The sequence below is a fragment of the Acidimicrobiia bacterium genome (assembly GCA_040878325.1).
Classification (GTDB): domain Bacteria; phylum Actinomycetota; class Acidimicrobiia; order Spongiisociales; family UBA11373; genus JAUYIV01.
This window is the reverse complement of sequence record JBBDMM010000012.1, coordinates 52,645-68,709: the sequence shown is the minus strand read 5'-3', so window position 1 is coordinate 68,709 and position 16,065 is coordinate 52,645. Positions and strand designations below refer to the sequence as shown.

The following is a 16,065-nucleotide window of genomic DNA, read 5'->3' as shown; positions in this document are numbered from 1 at the left end:
TCCGCAACCGACCGGGTAGGCACGCCCGGGCCCCCTCTACCATCGCGCTGTGTTCAGCGTGAGTCCCGCCGAGATCATCACGATCGTCGCCGTGGCCCTCATCGTCTTCGGGCCCAAGCGGCTGCCCGAGATATCTCGCAAGGCGGGAAGCGTGTTGCGCGAGATCCGTGCCACCGCCATCGACCTCCGCCAGGGTTTTGAGCGCGAGTACGAAGACACCGTCGAGTCGCTCGGTGAGGTGAGGCGGGCGATGGGGCCAACGACTCAGGGGGAGCGACCACCCGCCGCCAACGGTCCCAACGAATGACCGATCATCCCGGCCAGCCGCTGATGAGCCATCTGGAGGAGCTGCGCAACCGGCTCATCAAGACCGCGCTGGCGGTGGTGGCTGGCGCGATCGTCGCCTTCGTCTTCCGGCACTGGATCTTCGACCTGATCGTTGCCCCCTACGAGGATGTAGTCGGCGACGCCGATCTCGTGTTCTTTCGGCCGACGGAGGCCTTCAGCCTGTTCATGCGCCTCTCGATGTTCGGCGGATTCGTACTCGCCAGCCCGATCGTGATCTGGCAGACCTGGGCCTTCATCGCCCCCGCCCTCACCCGGCGCGAGAAGCGGGTCGTGGTCCCGATCGTCTCGGTGCTGGTTCTGCTGTTCTTGGCCGGACTGTTCGTCGGATACCTGTCGCTAGGACGCGGCCTCGCGTTCCTCATCGAATTCGGTGGTGACGACCTGACGCCGGTGATCGGCGGTAACGACTACCTCTCTTTCGCAATGCGGTTCCTGCTGGTATTTGCGCTGTCGTTCGAGTTCCCGGTCTTCCTGTACTCCGCGGCGGCGATCGGCGTGCTCGGGTGGCGGAAGCTGGCGGCGGGGCGCCGCTGGGCTGTGCTGCTCATCGTGGTCGTCGGAGCAGTCATCACCCCGAGCGGCGACCCGCTCACCCTGCTGCTCCTCTCGGTGCCCCTCTACCTGCTCTATGAGGCGACCATCTGGGCCGTCCGGTTCACGATCCGCCGATGACTGCCCGCTCATATCTCGACTCTCTGCCCTTCCCGGCCGATCGGTTCCAACGGGATGCTGCCGCCGCTATCGACCGGGGTGCATCCGTGGTGGTGACGGCACCCACGGGAGCCGGCAAGACCGTGGTGGCCGAGGCCGCCATCGCCAGGGCGCTGGGCCGGGGAGAGCGGGCGGTGTACACGACCCCGCTCAAGGCGTTGTCCAACCAGAAGTTTGGCGACTTCCGACGATCGCACGGAGACGCCGCCGTCGGCCTGCTCACCGGCGACAACTCGATCAACGGCACCGCGTCGATCGTGGTGATGACCACCGAGGTTCTCCGCAACATGATGTACGAGGGGAGCGTCGACCTGGACGACGTGGGGGTGGTGATCCTCGATGAGGTCCACTACCTGCAGGATCCGACACGGGGTGGGGTGTGGGAGGAGATCATCGTTCACCTCGACCGGCGCATTCCGCTGGTGTGTCTCTCGGCCACGGTTGCCAATGCCGAGGAGTTCGCCGGATGGGTGCGCGATCGACGCGGCGACACCGAGCTGATCCTCGAGACCGAGCGCCCTGTCCCGCTGGAGTCCACCTACCTGATTCGCGATCGCTGGGACAAGAGTGGGCTACGGCTGTATCCGGTGTTCCAGGGCGCCCGGCCCAACGAGCGCCTCGCACGGACTCTGCGGGCACCGAACGCCTCGCGTCGCTATGCCTCGCCGCGGCGGCACGAGACGTGCGAGCTCCTTCGTCGTCAGCACCTGTTGCCGGCGATCTTCTTCATCTTCTCCCGAGCGGGCTGCGACAGTGCGGCATCCGGAGTGGTCGCTCGCGGCCTGCGGTTGACCACACCGGATGAGGCGACGGAGATCAGGGCGGTCGCCGAAGCCAGTACCAAGCACCTGCGACCTGAGGACCTTGCGGTTCTGGGATACCAACGGTGGCTGCACGCCCTCGAGTCGGGGGTTGCCTCGCACCATGCGGGGCTCGTTCCGGCCATGAAGGAGATCGTGGAGCGCCTCTTCGCCGAGGGCTTGGTTCGCCTGGTGTTCGCCACCGAGACGCTGGCGCTCGGGATCAACATGCCGGCGCGTACAGTGGTGCTCGAGAGCCTTTCCAAGTTCAATGGCGAGACGCACGAACTGCTCCAGGCTGGGGACTACACGCAACTGACGGGTAGGGCGGGCAGGCGTGGCATCGACGAGGAAGGCACCGCGGTGATCCTCCACTCGCCGTACGTGCCCTTCGAGCGTGCCGCCGGCATCGCCGCCCGGGGGAGCCACCCCCTCCGATCGTCATTTCGACCTACGTACAACATGACGGTCAACCTCGTCGCCCGGTACGACCGGACGACCGCCGAGCAGTTGCTCGAGTCGTCGTTTGCCCAGTTCCGGGAAGGGCGACGTCGGGCGGAAATGGTCGATGCGATTGCCGAGGACGAGGCGCGGCTGGCCGAGCTACGCACCACCGCCAACCATGCCGACGTCGATGTGTGGGCGATTGCCGACGCCGGGCCGCCCAACCGCGACCGCCAGCTGACCGAGTTTGCCGCGCTGACGAGTCCCGGTGACATCCTCGAGTGGGACGAGCGCGGCTCGACCGTTCGCCACGCCGTCGTCTCCCGCGGCACCGGCAAGCGTCCCCGACTCCTCACCGTCTCGGACTCGGGACAGATCCGCCGGGTCGCCTCGGATCGTCTGCCGCTGAGCGTCGCCCGGGTGGGACGCATCGACCTTCCCCGGCCGTTTCGTCCCCGCGACCCGGTGTATCGAAGGGAAGTCGCGGCTGCCATCGACCGGTTCCAGCCCACGGAGCGGGTCCTGGTGCTCGACCCTCCTGAAGGCGACGACCCGGCGATCATCGGGCATGTCGAAGCGGCCCGGGCCGCACGGCAGGTCGAAGCCCGGCTCGAAGCAAGGCGGCGGCAGGCAGCTGCACTCGGTCCGGGATTGGTCAAGGACTTCCGATCCCTGCTCGGTCTCCTCGAGGATCGTCATTACGTACGCGGATGGAGCCTGACACCGAAGGGAGAGCGCCTCCGCCGGGTCTACAACGAGATGGACCTGGTGCTGGCGGAAGCGCTGTCCGAGCGGTTGTTCGTGGGCCTGGATGGCCCCTCGCTGGCTGCACTCGCCTCAGCGTTCACCTATGAGGCCCGACGCGAGCCCACCGTCGCCGGATGGCCATCTGAGGTCGCCCCCCTTGCCGAACGGGTGGAACAGATCTGGGCAGAGATCGCCGCCGCCGAGCGGCGGGCAGGAATCCAGGAGACCCGGCCCCCGGATGCGGGTTTCGCTTCGATCGTCTACCGGTGGGTGTCCGGCGAAAACCTCGCAGAGCTCTTCGAGGAGGAGGACGCCCCGGTAGGCGACTTCGTCCGCAACTGCCGCCAACTCATCGACCTGATCCGCCAGATCGGAGACGTCGAGGAGGATCCTCCGGGCGGGATCCGCGAGGCACTGCGCGGGCTCGATCGCGGAGTCGTGGCCGCGCAGGGGGCCCTATGAGTTGGCAGATATTCACCGTCAAGGACTCGACCGCCACCACCCTCGAGGCCGGACTACGGGAGGCTCAGGTGGCCCACCGGATATCAGTCGGCGATCCCCACGGCCTGGCGGGGTCGGTGGGGGGAGCCCTCGATGCCGGGTTTCGCCGCATCGCGATCGAGGGGGGCGATCCGGAGTTGGCCGACGCAGTGGCCGAAGTGGGTGCTCGCCGCCTCGAAAACCAGACCGATATGGCATTGATCACGACTCACTCGGACCTGTTGAGGACATTCGCCGCAGACCAGACACTGCAGGGGGCGATCGAGCGCATGGTCGATCACACCCCGTACCCGGTCGACGTCGGCCACATCGAGGGAGGCTTCGGCGAGAGGGTCTTCGTCAACTCGGTGGCTGCCGGGATCATGGCGAAGGGTCCCCGGTGGTTCCCCTGGTGGCCTTCTCCGCTGCTGCCTTCCACCGGCGTGTCGGTCACCGTCGCCGAATCTGTGACCGAGTCGGTTGCATCGGGGATCCTGGTGCTGAACGGGCAATTTTGGCATTCGTGGGGAGTGGCGCCCCGGTCGACCCTGGTGGACGGAGTCCTGGATGTCCAACTGTTCAACGGACATCGCATCGCGCTATCCCGCTTGCGCCACTCGATGCGAAATGGGATGCACGTACGCTCGCACCACGTGCGACGGCGCTCCCTCGCCACTGCCGAAATAGCCGCCCCCTCGGCGTGGCCAGTCGTGGTCGACGGAATACGGGTCGGTCACGGCGCGTTTCGAGTGACCTGCCTTTCCGCCGCGGTCCGGCTTGCGATCTAGCCAGATCACCCGGCGGAGGGGTCCCGGCGGCCGGCGATATACTCCGCCCGCTTCATTGCACCACCTGGAGGCTCGATGGCGCCCCCCGACGACGAAGACCTCGCCGAACCTGAAGAGGATTGGGCGGAGGATGACGACGACGATGCGGAGGAGGAAATCGAAGAGGTCGATCTCGAGGAAGTCGAGGCCGACCTCGAAGTCGATCTCACGGCCGTCGTCGTCGCCGGTGATGAAGCCGAAGATGACGACGAGGCCGCCGATGACGAGGACGACGAAGAGAGCGAGGCACTCGACGAGCTCGAAGCCGAAGAGCTCGAGATGCTCACCGAGGATGAGGAAGCCGAAAGCCTTCCGGTCGATGAGGCCGAGGAGCTGCGGAAGCTCCGACGCGAAGCCATCGAACTCGACACCCCAGCCGAGACCGCGGGGTTGGGAGAGTTCGTCTGCCGTTCGTGCTTCCTGGTGAAGCGTTCCAGCCAACTGGCCGACAAGCGGAAGCAGCTCTGCCGCGACTGCGCCTAGGGGTCAGCGAATAGGTCGCTGGCTCGCCCCTTTGGCCCAGCCGGGCTTCACGACACACCTTCTTCTGCGACCGATTTAGCCTTGTTCCCGTGGGACCCACCTCCAGATCCGCCACCCGGGACGACCTGCCCATCTTGGAGAATCTCTATTTCGACCTCGCGGCCGAAATGGATGCGATCAAGCCGATCTGGTCGTCGGCGGACGGGCTGCCTCACCCGGTGATCGGGTCTTTTGAATCATTGCTCGGGGATCCAACGGCCCACCTGTATCTCGGCGAAATCGACCAGGTTCCAGTCGGCTTCTTGATGGCGCGCGACGAAGCACTCTTGCCGCAGGCCGGGGGCCGCCGCGTCGCCGCGGTACACCTCATCTTCACCCTCGCCGGGGCCCGGGGGGTTGGGGTAGGGGAGGCGATGATCGCCCTGTTTCTGAGCGATGCAGAAGGGCGAGGAATCCATGATTTCGACGCCCACGTTTCGCCAGGGCACCGGGCTTCGAAGAACTTCTTCGAGTCGAATGGCTTCAAGGCCCGGTCGATCGTGATGCACCGGAGCGACGGATGACCGGGGCGACGATTCCGTCTGGCGCCCGGAGGGCACTGCCCGGGGACGACCGCAGATGATTCCTCGGGGCGACCTGGTCGAGTTGCTGGTGGCGCTGATACGGAACGCCTGCGTCAACGACGGGACGCCGGACTCCGGGGGCGAGGCCCGCTCCGTGGCGACCCTCGAGGCCTATTTGGGCACGGCAGATTGGACCTTTGAACCGCATCCGGGGCGCATGAGCGCGATCTGGCGAGTGCCGGGGACCGATCCCGCGGCCCCGTCCTTGATGCTCATGGGTCACACCGACGTCGTACCGGTGTCGGCGGAGGGATGGAGTGTCGATCCCTTCGGTGGCGAGCGCCGCGATGGCTTCGTTTGGGGGCGGGGGGCGGTCGACATGCTCAATCAGACGGCGGCAATGGCCGCGGTGTTTGCGCAACACCGGCGCGGCGAAACGCGGCAGCTACCCGGCGACCTGCTCTTCCTCGCGGTGGCGGACGAAGAGGCCGGAGGCCGCCGCGGGGCTCGCCTCTTGGTGTCCGATCATTGGGACGAGGTCGCGTGTGACTACCTCCTCACCGAGATCGGGACTCCTCTGCTGGACGGGACCACCGGTCCGGGGCTGCCGGTCACCGTTGCCGAGAAGGGGCCTCAATGGCGCCGGCTCCACACCACCGGGGTCCCCGGTCATGGCAGCCAGCCATACGGCACTCGGAACGCGCTGGTGCCGATGGCCGACGCGATGGCCCGGCTCGCCTCGGCTCCGCCGCCGGCCTCGATCAGCGATGAATGGCGGAGGTTCGTCGAGGCGTGGGCTCCGCCGGATGGTCTCGCCGAGGAGTTACTCGATATCGACCGAATCGGTGGTGCCATCGATCGCATTGCCATCGACGACCTCGGCCTCGCCAGGTGGATTCACGCCTGCACCCACTTGACCATCAGTCCCAACACACTCCGGTCGGGGGTGAAGGCCAACGTGGTGCCAGACCACGCCGTCGCCGAGGTCGACGTGCGAGTGCTTCCCGGCCAGGACGTGGTCGACGTTCACGACCACTTCCGCAAGGCGATCGGCCCGGGAATCGACGAGATCCAGATCGAAACCATCGAGGCAACCCTTGCAGGCGGTTCGGCGCCGGCCGGGCCGCTGTGGGAAGCCCTGACGGATGCGTTGCATGGGATCCAGCCAGAGGCTCACCTTGTCCCGGCCATGATTCCGGTGGGCACCGACGCTCGATTCTTTCGCCCCAAGGGAACCGTGGCATACGGAGTCTCACTGTTCGACCGAAAGGTCTCCTTCGGTGACTTTCTCCGGATGTTCCACGGCCACGACGAGAGGGTCAGCGAGGACTCGCTCGAACTCACGGCCCAACTGCTGGCTACAACGGTCGCCCGGTTCGGGGAGATAGTCGACAGGCGATAGCCAGCAGCGATCGACTACTCACCAGCGAACTCTCGGAGCACCATCCCCCGCAGCGGCTTGGGATGGAACCGACTCGCCTTCGGGGGGAGCATCCGCCCTGCCCGCGCCGCACTCAGCACTGTTCCCACGTCGACGTCGGGGAGAAGCAGCGCTCCTCCCCGACCTGGAACCCCCTCGACAGCCAACTCCCAGGATGCGATGTGGAGCGCATCATTCTCGTGCACACCGAGTAGCGGGTAGAGAAGGGCTTCGGCTACAGCAGCCGGGGATCCCCGCAGTACCTCGGGTACCGTCGCCAGCGCATCTGCCCGGGGGCGCAGCTCGACGACCTGCCCCGAGTGCCCTGCGACCCAGACCAGGGCTCCATCGGTCACCGTCGGCTCCGGGACCGGCTCGATCTCGAAGGCGTCAGCGGCGGTCGGGGGCAACTCGCCTGCGTCGCCAAAGACTCGATGGAAGGTGCCGGCCCGGAGACCGGAGCCAGAGTCGCCCACGACCATCGTCAGAACGGTGGTGTCGTCGCCCCGTGTCACCATCACCGCCCGCCGGCGGTGGTGGCCATCGGCCACCACCGGGCGATGGAGCTCCCACCCTTCGTGTTCGACCGCAGCCAGGGTGTGGCGGGTTCCGGTGGGGTCGACCACCTCGACCCGGGGCCCAAGCGCTGGGGCGAGAGGCAGCGGCTCATCTACGATCGCCAGGATCGGCCGGATCTCGACCGCCGGAGCGGGATGGTCGGAGATTCCGAAGACGGTGCCCTCGTGAGGGACCAGGTCGGCCGCCCGGGTGATTCCCACCAACCCCACCACGGTCATTCCACCCGGCTGATGGATCTCGTAGCGAAACAACGCCGGGCCGATCGGGCCCTCCAGATCCCCCAGGGACACCGCGCGGCCGAGCGCCGAGCCGGGCTGGTACCGTCCCGCCTCGTCCCGAATCCTCCTGGCGAGCGCGGCCATGCCGGCGCTGGAGTGAGGGCCGGGACCGGTGGGTATGAAACCTGGAAACGGGGAGAGCATTGGCCCGACGAGTTCTAGCCGGGGGGGACGAGCCCGGCAACGTGGTCTTCGACCTCGACGGCTGCCTGTATGTCGGCGACCAGCCCGTCGCGGGCGCCCGCAAGACCCTTCAGCGGCTCCGTTCCAGGGGCTTCAAGTTGCTGTTTGCCACCAACAACTCGACCAAGACGGCGGAAGTCGTCGCCGATCGGCTCGAGGCCATCACCGGCTTCACCGCTTCTCCTGATGCGGTGATCACTTCGGCCGATGCCGCTGCCTCCATGCTCCAGGAAGGCGACGAACCGGTGCTGCCGATCGGAGAAGCGGGGTTGGTGGGAACCCTCATTGCCCACGGAGTCTCGGTGACCGAGGATCCATCCGAGGCGAGAACGGTGATGGTCGGCCTCGATCGGGCGATCTCTTACGACCGCATCCGGCGGGCAGCCCAGGCGGTGATCCTCGGTGCCCGATTCATCGGGACCAACCCCGATGCGACCTTCCCCACCAACTCGGTCCCGGTGCCGGGAGCGGGGGCGATCATCGCCGCCGTCGAGCGGGCCGGCGGCCGCCCCCCGGAGTTCGCCGGGAAGCCGTTTGCACCGATGCGGGCTGCCATCGAGCGACGCCTCGGAGGCGGACCTACATGGATGGTGGGCGACCGCCCCGACACCGACATCGCGTGTGGCCGGTTGGCCGGTTGGAAGACGGTGCTGGTGCTGACGGGCGTGGTTACCGACGCCGATGGATTGCCTGCCGAATCGACGCCGGATCATGTGATCCCATCGGTCGCAGCGCTGCCGGCCATCCTGGGGCGGTGACGGGCTACCACGCCGAGGAGTGCCGCTCACCGGCCAGGGTGCGTCTCAACAGCAGCCGCCTGAACGGCAACGCCAGCAGGGCACCGAAGGCGAACCCGGCGACATGGGCTTCCCACGCCACCCCCTCCGAGCTGAAGAAGAACTGGCTGAGAAACCAGATTCCGAGGAACAAGATTGCCGGTATTGCGACGATCCGAAAGAGCACCAGGGACATCACCTGGTGACTGGGGAAGAGCACGAGGTACGCCCCCATCATGCCGGCGATCGCCCCTGATGCGCCCACCAGCGGGACCGTCAACTCCGGGTTGACAACGACAAACCCCACGGTCGCCGCCACCCCCGCCGCCAAGTAGAACAGCAAGTACCCCAAGTGGCCGAAGGCCTCTTCGACGTTGTTCCCGAAGATCCACAGGCTCCACATGTTGAACAGGATATGGGCGATGCTCCCGTGAAGGAACATCGACACGAGGGCAGACAGCCAGACGTTCTTGCCTTGGAAGAAGGGCTGTTCGGGTCCGTCGGAGCAGCGTCCAGTGTTGATTTCGTCGAGGCTCAGCGGCGCCCCAGTCGTCAGTTCACATGCGATCGCGGCCCGTTCGTAGACGAACTCGGTGGCCGCATCGACGTCCTGGGGCTGCCATCCGAAGTACACGATGGCGTTGACGGCGATGATCGTCCAGGTGACCAGGGGTCTGATCCTCGTGGGGTTGACGTCGCGGATCGGCAGCAATGGCTGTTCCTGTCGTGGGACACAGGGATAATGACCCCCATGGATGATACGCCCATCGAAGAAAACCTCGCGAGCCTGGAGGCAACGGATCCAGCCGACGCTCCGGACCTCGCCGACACCATCGCCGGCGAGCTGTCCGCGCTCCTCGAGTCCGAGGAGGACGACCCTGCGACGGAGGCTTGACGCCGAGTTGGTCCGTCGCGGGTTCGCTGGCTCGCGCACCGAGGCGCAGCGCTTGATCGAGGTCGGGTCGGTCGTGGTCGGCGGTCGTCCCTCGGCCAAGCCCTCGACGATGGTCGCCGAGGACGAGCCGATCATCATCGAGCCCGGCGATCGGTGGGCGAGCCGCGCCGGCGCCAAGCTGGACGCGGCACTCGAAGGCTTCGGTATCGAGGTGGCCGGGCGGCACGCGCTCGATGTCGGCGCCTCGACTGGAGGATTCACCGATGTCCTCCTGCAGCGGGGCGCGGCATCCGTGGTGGCACTCGACGTCGGCTACGGGCAGTTGCTATCCCGCCTGGCCACCGACTCGCGGGTCCGGGTGGCCGACCGGACGCACTTTCGCTCCGTCGACCCGGCCGATCTGGGGGCGCCGTTCGATCTCGTCACCATGGACGTCTCATTCATCTCGGCGGCCTCCCTCGCCCCCCAGCTACGAGCCTCCGGCGCGACCGGCACCGACTACGTTGTCCTCGTGAAGCCGCAGTTCGAGGTGGGGCGAGACCTGGTGGGCCGCGGGGGGATCGTTCGTGACCCCGAGTCACACTCCGCCGCCGTCCGTTCGGTCGTTCAGGCGCTCGCCGCCGCCGGCATCGCCCCCCGTGCGGCGATGCCTTCGCCGGTCTTCGGCGCTAAGGGGAACCGCGAATTCCTCGTCGCCGCATCAATCGGCGGTCAGGTCGAGGATGAAGACAACCTGGTGGCGGCGGCACTCGCATGAAGCTCGCCCTCGTCCTCCACCCGACGCGGGACACCTCCTCGGAGATCGCCGCCGGGGTGGCCGCTGCCGCGAGAGACCGCGGCATCGAGGTGGCCGTCTCGGAGATCGACGCCGATCGCGTCCCCGTGGCCACTCCGCGGGGCGCGAAGGAAGCCTTGTCGGCCGACTTTGTCGTGGCGATCGGCGGTGACGGAACGGTGCTCCAGGCGGCGCGGATCGCCCGGGATGCCGGGCTCCCGATTCTCGGGGTGAACGCCGGCAACGTGGGCTTTCTGGCCGAGGTCGACCCGACCCGGGTGGGGGCCGCCCTCGATGCCCTCCTGGCGGGGGAGTACCGCATCTCGCCCCGGATGACCCTGCGTGCCGAACTCCCCGGTGGGGATGCGGTGGACGCGCTCAACGATGTCGTGGTCGAGAAGGTGTTGTCACAGAACGTCGTAGGCATCGCGGTATCGGTGGGTCCCCAGCACCTGGCCGAGTATCGAGCCGACGCGATCATCGTGGCCACGCCCACCGGGTCCACGGCCTACACGTTCTCGGCGGGCGGGCCGCTGGTAGATCCGGAACTGGATTCGCTCGTCCTGACCGCGGTTGCCCCCCACAACCTCTTCGGCCGCGCGATCGTGTTCGGGGCCGACACCACCCTCGATCTGCGGGTTTCCTCGGACCGGCCCGCCCGGGTGAACGTGGACGGCAGGGTACAGACCGAGCTGGCTCCTGGAGAGGTCGTTCGCGTCTCGCGCGGCCCCAATCCGGTGCGCCTGGTGCGTCTGAGCTCGAACAACTTCGCCAGGACCGTCAAAGAGAAGTTCCACCTCCACGATGCTTGACGAACTCTTTGTCGAAAACCTCGGGATCATCGCGTCCTCGCGGATAGAACCCGGTGGGGGGCTGGTGGCCATCACCGGCGAGACCGGCGCGGGGAAGACTCTCCTGCTGGGAGCACTGCGGCTGTTGCGCGGCGACTCGGCCAGCAGCGACCGGATCGGCCCCCACGGCGACGAAACGAGGGTGGAGGGCCGATTCACGATGGGAGGCGACGAGACGGTCGTTGCCCGCAGGGTCGCCGCCGGGACCTCCCGGGCATACCTCGACGGTTCGATGGTGCCCGCCAAGGTGCTCGGAGAGCGGCTCGATTCCCTGGTCGAAATCGTTGCGCAACACGAGCATCTTTCGCTCGGCCGCGATGCCTCGCTGCGCCGCCTGGTGGATGGCTCGTTCGACCAGGCCGCCAAGGACGCCGCCGGCCGTTACGGCGCCGCGTGGGCCCGGCTCAAGAGCCTCCGTTCTGATCGGGAGGCGTTGGGTGGCGACGTCCGCGCCCTGGTGCGCGATCGCGAGGTAGCCGAGCACGAAGCCACCGAGATCGAGACCGCCCGGCTCCAGCCGGGGGAGGACGAACAGCTCAGATCGACCCTTTCGAGGGTGCGGCATGCCGGCGAGATCACCCAGGCGCTGGGCGAGGCATCCGACCTGCTCGATGACGAGGGAAAGGCCGCCGATCTGCTCCGATCGGCTTTGGAGCGAATGCGCGCTGCCAGCCAGCTCGACCCCGGGCTGGAGGCTCTAGTACGCCGGATCGAGTCCGCCATCGTCGAGGTCGAGGATGTGGGGCTCGAACTGCGTTCGGCGGGTGAGGCAGTGGAGCACGATCCGGCGGCGCTGCGGCAGATGGAGGACCGGGCGGCGGTGGTGTCCGACCTGAAACGAAAGTACGGGCCGTCGGTCGAGCATGTGATCGCGTACGGCTCGAGCGGGCGCGATCGCGCCACCCGCCTCGCGGCCCTCGCTGAGCGAGCCGAGACCATCGACGACGAGATCGCCGCGGCTACCGATGCGGCGATCGAATCGGGGCAGGAGCTCGCGGCCGCCCGCAACCGTGCCGCCGGGGTGCTGTCGGGTCGGGCACTCGAGCTGCTGAAGCGCCTCGGCTTCCGTGACCCGGTCCTCACCATCGACGTCGAGCCTGCCGCTCCCGGCCCCAACGGAGCCGATCGGCTCGGCTTGTCGTTTGCCTCCGACTCCGGGCTCACCCCGGGACCGGTGTCCAAGGTCGCGTCGGGGGGAGAGCTGAGCAGACTGGTGCTCTCGGTGCGGGTCGCCGCAGGGGTGGCGGACGCCGATGTCGTGGCATTCGACGAGATCGACGCCGGCGTGGGCGGGGCGACCGCCCTGGCGCTGGGGGAGTTGCTGGCCCACCTCGCCCAGGGGCGCCAGGTCTTCGTCGTCACCCACCTTCCCCAGATCGCAGCCTTCGCCGACTCCCACTTCGTCGTCGACCGGGAAGGCGTCAGTGCGGTGGTACGTAGGGTCGAAGGGTCCGAGCGGCTCACCGAGCTGGCGCGGATGCTCAGCGGCATCGAAGACAGCGAGCGCGGCCAGGGCCACGCAGAGGAGTTGCTCGCATTGGCCGGCACCCGCAAGCCCGGGTGAGGTCGTCGTTCGGTCGCTCACCACCTAAGGTGATTGGATAGGTCTCGAGCATCCCGAACCAAAGGGTGACACCGTGCTACTGTCAAATTCCCGAGGGACATGACCAAGTACGTCTTCGTCACTGGTGGGGTCGTCAGCAGCCTCGGGAAGGGCATCACAGCCGCCTCTCTCGGGCGGCTGTTGCGCTGTCGGGGCCTCCGCGTCGTCAACCAGAAGCTCGACCCGTACATCAACGTCGACCCTGGAACGATGAACCCCTTCCAGCACGGCGAAGTGTTCGTCACCGATGACGGAGGGGAGACCGACCTCGACCTCGGGCATTACGAGCGCTTCACGGGACGCAACCTCCTCCGCGATTCCAACGTCACCACCGGGGCGGTCTATCTCGCGGTGATCCAGAAGGAACGCCGCGGCGACTACCTGGGCGACACCGTGCAGGTGATTCCGCACATCACCAACGAAATCAAGAGCCGCATCCGCCGGATCGGCGAACGCACCGAGGTCGACGTCGTGATCACGGAGATCGGCGGGACGGTTGGCGACATCGAGATCCTCCCGTTCCTCGAGGCGGTCCGCCAGCTCAGGAACGAAGTCGGCACCGAGAACGCAGTGTTCGTTCATGTGACTTTGGCGCCGTACCTCTCTCCATCCGAGGAGATGAAGACCAAGCCCACCCAGCACAGCGTTGCCGAGCTCCGCAGCCGCGGCATCCACCCCGATGCGATCGTGGTGAGATCCGATCGGCCGGTGGCGGAAGCAGAACTCCGCAAGATCAGCCTGTTCTGCGACGTCCCTGCCCACGCCGTGATCAACGCCCCGGATGCCTCGAACATCTACGAGGTGCCGCTGGTGTTGCACGATGGGGGACTAGACGAGGTCGTGTGCAAGAAGCTCTCAGTCGACGCCCCGGCGCCCGACCTGACCGAGTGGCGCGAGATCGTCGACCGGATGAACCGCCCCGCCGAGCCGGTTCGGGTGGCACTCGTCGGAAAATATGTCGACCTGCCCGACGCGTACCTGTCGGTGGTCGAAGCCCTGCGCCACGGCGCCCTGGCGGCCGGTGTCGCCCTCGATCTTCGCTGGATCGCCAGCGACGACATGGAAGGTCTGCTCGCCGAGACCCACCTCCAGGGGGTCGATGCGATCGTCGTGCCCGGCGGCTTCGGGGTCCGCGGAATCGAAGGAAAGATCGAGGCGGTTCGCTATGCCCGCGAGAACCGGGTTCCGTTCCTCGGACTGTGCCTCGGCCTCCAATGCGCGGTCATCGAGTTCTCCCGCAACCGCTTGGGGCTGGCAGGGGCGAACTCGACCGAGTTCGATCCGCTGACTCCCCACCCAGTCATTGCCCTCCTCGAGAGCCAGGCGGAAGTAGAGGAGTTCGGCGGAACGATGCGGCTCGGCCTCTACGCGGCTCGCTTGGCCGAGGGCTCGACCGCACGACGGGTGTACGGCGAGGAGTTGATCTACGAACGACACCGCCACCGCTACGAGGTCAACAATCGCTACCGGCAGGACCTCGAGGATGCCGGCCTGACCCTCTCCGGCGTGTCTCCCGACGATCAACTGGTCGAGATCATCGAGCTCCCGGACCATCCGTACTTCATCGCATCCCAGTTCCATCCCGAGTTCAAGTCCCGCCCCGACGACCCCCATCCACTCTTTGCGGGTCTCATGGAGGCGGCGGCGTCGCGGCATCGGGAGCTGTCGGCAGCTGCGGCGGCGCGCAAGGAGTCGGTCGCGGAGACTGGCTGATGCCGCCCGACAGGGCACTCGCCAGCGACATCGAAGACTTTCTGGCGTCGCTCACCTCCGACCGGGGGCTGGCTTCGGCAACTATCACCGCATATCGACGCGACCTCGACCGTTACTCGGCGTTTCTGAAGGGGCGTGACCCCAGCCCAGAGCTGGCCGCGGGATTCGTGCAGCATCTCACTGAAGCCGGCCTGGCGCCCACCACCATCGCCCGGCGAATCGCCGCCATGAGGGGACTCCATCGGTTTCTGGTGGCGGAAGGGGCGGCCGACACGGATCCGACGGTCTTGGTGGAGTCTCCCCGACGGCCGCGATCACTGCCCAAGGCGTTGACGGTCGATGAGGTGGAACGGCTGCTCACGTCCCCGGACGAGTCGACCCCCGCGGGAAGGCGCGACAGAGCCCTCCTCGAGTTCCTCTACGCCACCGGAGCCCGGGTCGCCGAAGCGGTCGCCATCGATGAGCTCGACCTCGACCTGGAGGAGGGGACGGCCGTTGTCACCGGCAAGGGCTCGAAGCAACGGATGGTGCCCGTTGGCACCGCCGCCCGGCGAGCGATCCGGGAGTGGCTGCCGGATCGGGCCCGGCTGCGCCGCCCCGGGCCTGCAGGAAGTGCGGTCTTCCTGAGCCTGCGAGGACATCGCCTCAGCAGGCAGGCGGTGTGGAATGTCGTCAGAACCCACGCGATTCGGGCCGGATTACGGCCCGAATCCGTCTCGCCCCACGTGCTGCGCCACAGCGCGGCGACGCACATGGTGGAGGGAGGGGCGGATCTGCGCACCGTCCAGGAGATCCTGGGGCACGCTAGCATTTCGACAACTCAGATCTACACACGGGTGTCGCCGCGCCACCTCCTGGAGGTTTATGCGACGACCCATCCACGCGGCTGAGAGGGCGGCAATGGGCTCCAACGACGAAATCGAGGCTCGGCTACGAGCCGAACGAGAGCAGATCGTGCATCAGCTCTCGGAACTCGGTGCGTCCGAGTCCGGCGACCTCAGCCGCGACATGGACTTCGGCGAAGGTTTCGCCGACGCCGGAGCCGCCACCGCAGAGCGCACCGAGGTCCTCGGCCTGGTCGAGAGCCTCAAGCGGTCAGTCGACGAGATCGACCAGGCTCTCGCCAGCCTTGCCGAGGGTACGTATGGCACCTGTGCCAACTGCGGCAAGGAGATCGGGGCCGCCCGCCTCGACTTCAGGCCCTCATCGATCTACTGCGTCGACTGTGCCGCCCTCAAGGCGGTCTGAACAACTGGTGCTCGCCGTTGGCCCGCCCGGCGCGGGGAGCGGTAGGACCCGGGCGGTCGTCGCAGTCAGCGGTGACGACGCCGAAACGCCCCGGGGACGCCGATGATCCACGAGAACGCCTTTCTCGATGCGGCGCTCTTCATCGCGATCCTCATCCCGTCGGTGATCCTTCACGAGGTCGCCCATGGCTTTGTGGCGTATCGGCTCGGCGACCCCACCGCTCGGGATGCCGGACGCCTGACCCTCAACCCGGTGAAGCACATCGACCCGTTCGGGTCGCTCCTGCTGCCCGCCCTCCTCGCCTTCGCCCGCCAGAACGTCTTTGGCTGGGCGAAGCCAGT

The 16,065-nt window shown here is 67.3% G+C and carries 17 protein-coding genes; 15 read left to right on the top strand and 2 right to left on the bottom strand.

What is annotated here, in order from left to right:
• Positions 1-49: 49 nt before the first annotated feature.
• The 7 genes from WD184_07140 to WD184_07110 all read left to right on the top strand — a co-directional run bounded on the left by WD184_07140 (position 50) and on the right by WD184_07110 (position 6,805).
• Positions 50-307, top strand: a complete 258-nt coding sequence (locus tag WD184_07140; protein ID MEX0826504.1) for a twin-arginine translocase TatA/TatE family subunit — start codon at positions 50-52, stop codon at positions 305-307.
• A complete protein-coding gene (gene tatC, locus WD184_07135; protein MEX0826503.1) occupies positions 304-1,020 on the top strand; it encodes a twin-arginine translocase subunit TatC in 717 nt (238 codons plus the stop codon). Before WD184_07140 ends, tatC begins: the two co-directional genes overlap by 4 nt.
• Complete coding sequence (locus tag WD184_07130) at positions 1,017-3,512, top strand: DEAD/DEAH box helicase (GenBank protein MEX0826502.1); 2,496 nt, start codon at positions 1,017-1,019, stop codon at positions 3,510-3,512. The genes tatC and WD184_07130 overlap by 4 nt, the downstream gene beginning before the upstream one ends.
• On the top strand, positions 3,509-4,318 hold the full coding sequence (locus WD184_07125) for a hypothetical protein (protein ID MEX0826501.1): 810 nt from the start codon (positions 3,509-3,511) through the stop codon (positions 4,316-4,318). The genes WD184_07130 and WD184_07125 overlap by 4 nt, the downstream gene beginning before the upstream one ends.
• Before the next feature lie 75 nt (positions 4,319-4,393).
• Positions 4,394-4,840: a DUF4193 family protein gene (locus tag WD184_07120; GenBank protein ID MEX0826500.1), complete on the top strand. Its 447-nt coding sequence runs from the start codon at positions 4,394-4,396 to the stop codon at positions 4,838-4,840.
• A gap of 89 nt (positions 4,841-4,929) precedes the next feature.
• The gene (locus WD184_07115; GenBank protein ID MEX0826499.1) at positions 4,930-5,403 is read left to right on the top strand and encodes a GNAT family N-acetyltransferase; all 474 of its coding nucleotides are present in this window, start codon (positions 4,930-4,932) and stop codon (positions 5,401-5,403) included.
• A gap of 55 nt (positions 5,404-5,458) precedes the next feature.
• Positions 5,459-6,805: a M20/M25/M40 family metallo-hydrolase gene (locus WD184_07110; GenBank protein MEX0826498.1), complete on the top strand. Its 1,347-nt coding sequence runs from the start codon at positions 5,459-5,461 to the stop codon at positions 6,803-6,805.
• Between the two features lie 14 nt (positions 6,806-6,819).
• Here WD184_07110 and WD184_07105 read toward each other — a convergent pair whose 3' ends face one another.
• The gene (locus tag WD184_07105) at positions 6,820-7,764 is read right to left on the bottom strand and encodes a hypothetical protein (protein ID MEX0826497.1); all 945 of its coding nucleotides are present in this window, start codon (positions 7,762-7,764) and stop codon (positions 6,820-6,822) included.
• A 59-nt stretch (positions 7,765-7,823) separates the two neighbouring features.
• On the opposite strand from WD184_07105, the gene WD184_07100 reads away from it, so the two are divergent.
• Positions 7,824-8,621 (top strand): HAD-IIA family hydrolase, encoded by a 798-nt coding sequence (locus tag WD184_07100; protein ID MEX0826496.1) that lies wholly within the window; start codon positions 7,824-7,826, stop codon positions 8,619-8,621.
• Positions 8,622-8,625: 4 nt separating this feature from the next.
• On the opposite strand, the gene WD184_07095 is transcribed toward WD184_07100, so the two are convergent.
• Positions 8,626-9,351: a rhomboid family intramembrane serine protease gene (locus WD184_07095; protein ID MEX0826495.1), complete on the bottom strand. Its 726-nt coding sequence runs from the start codon at positions 9,349-9,351 to the stop codon at positions 8,626-8,628.
• A 39-nt stretch (positions 9,352-9,390) separates the two neighbouring features.
• Here WD184_07095 and WD184_07090 point away from each other — a divergent pair, with 39 nt between their 5' ends.
• The 7 genes from WD184_07090 to WD184_07060 all read left to right on the top strand — a co-directional run bounded on the left by WD184_07090 (position 9,391) and on the right by WD184_07060 (position 15,724).
• Positions 9,391-9,534 (top strand): hypothetical protein, encoded by a 144-nt coding sequence (locus tag WD184_07090; GenBank protein ID MEX0826494.1) that lies wholly within the window; start codon positions 9,391-9,393, stop codon positions 9,532-9,534.
• Positions 9,535-9,541: 7 nt separating this feature from the next.
• Positions 9,542-10,291 (top strand): TlyA family RNA methyltransferase, encoded by a 750-nt coding sequence (locus WD184_07085; GenBank protein MEX0826493.1) that lies wholly within the window; start codon positions 9,542-9,544, stop codon positions 10,289-10,291.
• Entirely contained in the window at positions 10,288-11,121 is an 834-nt protein-coding gene (locus WD184_07080) for an NAD(+)/NADH kinase (GenBank protein ID MEX0826492.1), read from the top strand. Before WD184_07085 ends, WD184_07080 begins: the two co-directional genes overlap by 4 nt.
• Complete coding sequence (locus WD184_07075; protein MEX0826491.1) at positions 11,114-12,724, top strand: AAA family ATPase; 1,611 nt, start codon at positions 11,114-11,116, stop codon at positions 12,722-12,724. The genes WD184_07080 and WD184_07075 overlap by 8 nt, the downstream gene beginning before the upstream one ends.
• Before the next feature lie 99 nt (positions 12,725-12,823).
• Positions 12,824-14,476, top strand: coding sequence for a CTP synthase (locus WD184_07070; protein ID MEX0826490.1), 1,653 nt, complete (start codon positions 12,824-12,826; stop codon positions 14,474-14,476).
• Positions 14,476-15,366, top strand: a complete 891-nt coding sequence (locus tag WD184_07065; GenBank protein ID MEX0826489.1) for a site-specific tyrosine recombinase — start codon at positions 14,476-14,478, stop codon at positions 15,364-15,366. The genes WD184_07070 and WD184_07065 overlap by 1 nt, the downstream gene beginning before the upstream one ends.
• Positions 15,341-15,724, top strand: coding sequence for a TraR/DksA C4-type zinc finger protein (locus WD184_07060; protein ID MEX0826488.1), 384 nt, complete (start codon positions 15,341-15,343; stop codon positions 15,722-15,724). Before WD184_07065 ends, WD184_07060 begins: the two co-directional genes overlap by 26 nt.
• Positions 15,725-16,065: the final 341 nt, after the last annotated feature.

Excerpts from the sequence above, each read along its gene's own strand:
- WD184_07060 (MEX0826488.1), top strand. The coding sequence starts at position 15,341 with ATGCGACGACCCATCCACGCGGCTGAGAGGGCGGCAATGGGCTCCAAC.
- tatC (MEX0826503.1), top strand. The coding sequence starts at position 304 with ATGACCGATCATCCCGGCCAGCCGCTGATGAGCCATCTGGAGGAGCTG.
- WD184_07110 (MEX0826498.1), top strand. The coding sequence starts at position 5,459 with ATGATTCCTCGGGGCGACCTGGTCGAGTTGCTGGTGGCGCTGATACGG.
- WD184_07090 (MEX0826494.1), top strand. The coding sequence starts at position 9,391 with ATGGATGATACGCCCATCGAAGAAAACCTCGCGAGCCTGGAGGCAACG.
- WD184_07105 (MEX0826497.1), bottom strand. The coding sequence starts at position 7,764 with ATGGCCGCGCTCGCCAGGAGGATTCGGGACGAGGCGGGACGGTACCAG.
- WD184_07065 (MEX0826489.1), top strand. The coding sequence starts at position 14,476 with ATGCCGCCCGACAGGGCACTCGCCAGCGACATCGAAGACTTTCTGGCG.
- WD184_07075 (MEX0826491.1), top strand. The coding sequence starts at position 11,114 with ATGCTTGACGAACTCTTTGTCGAAAACCTCGGGATCATCGCGTCCTCG.
- WD184_07130 (MEX0826502.1), top strand. The coding sequence starts at position 1,017 with ATGACTGCCCGCTCATATCTCGACTCTCTGCCCTTCCCGGCCGATCGG.
- WD184_07080 (MEX0826492.1), top strand. The coding sequence starts at position 10,288 with ATGAAGCTCGCCCTCGTCCTCCACCCGACGCGGGACACCTCCTCGGAG.
- WD184_07120 (MEX0826500.1), top strand. The coding sequence starts at position 4,394 with ATGGCGCCCCCCGACGACGAAGACCTCGCCGAACCTGAAGAGGATTGG.
- WD184_07125 (MEX0826501.1), top strand. The coding sequence starts at position 3,509 with ATGAGTTGGCAGATATTCACCGTCAAGGACTCGACCGCCACCACCCTC.
- WD184_07070 (MEX0826490.1), top strand. The coding sequence starts at position 12,824 with ATGACCAAGTACGTCTTCGTCACTGGTGGGGTCGTCAGCAGCCTCGGG.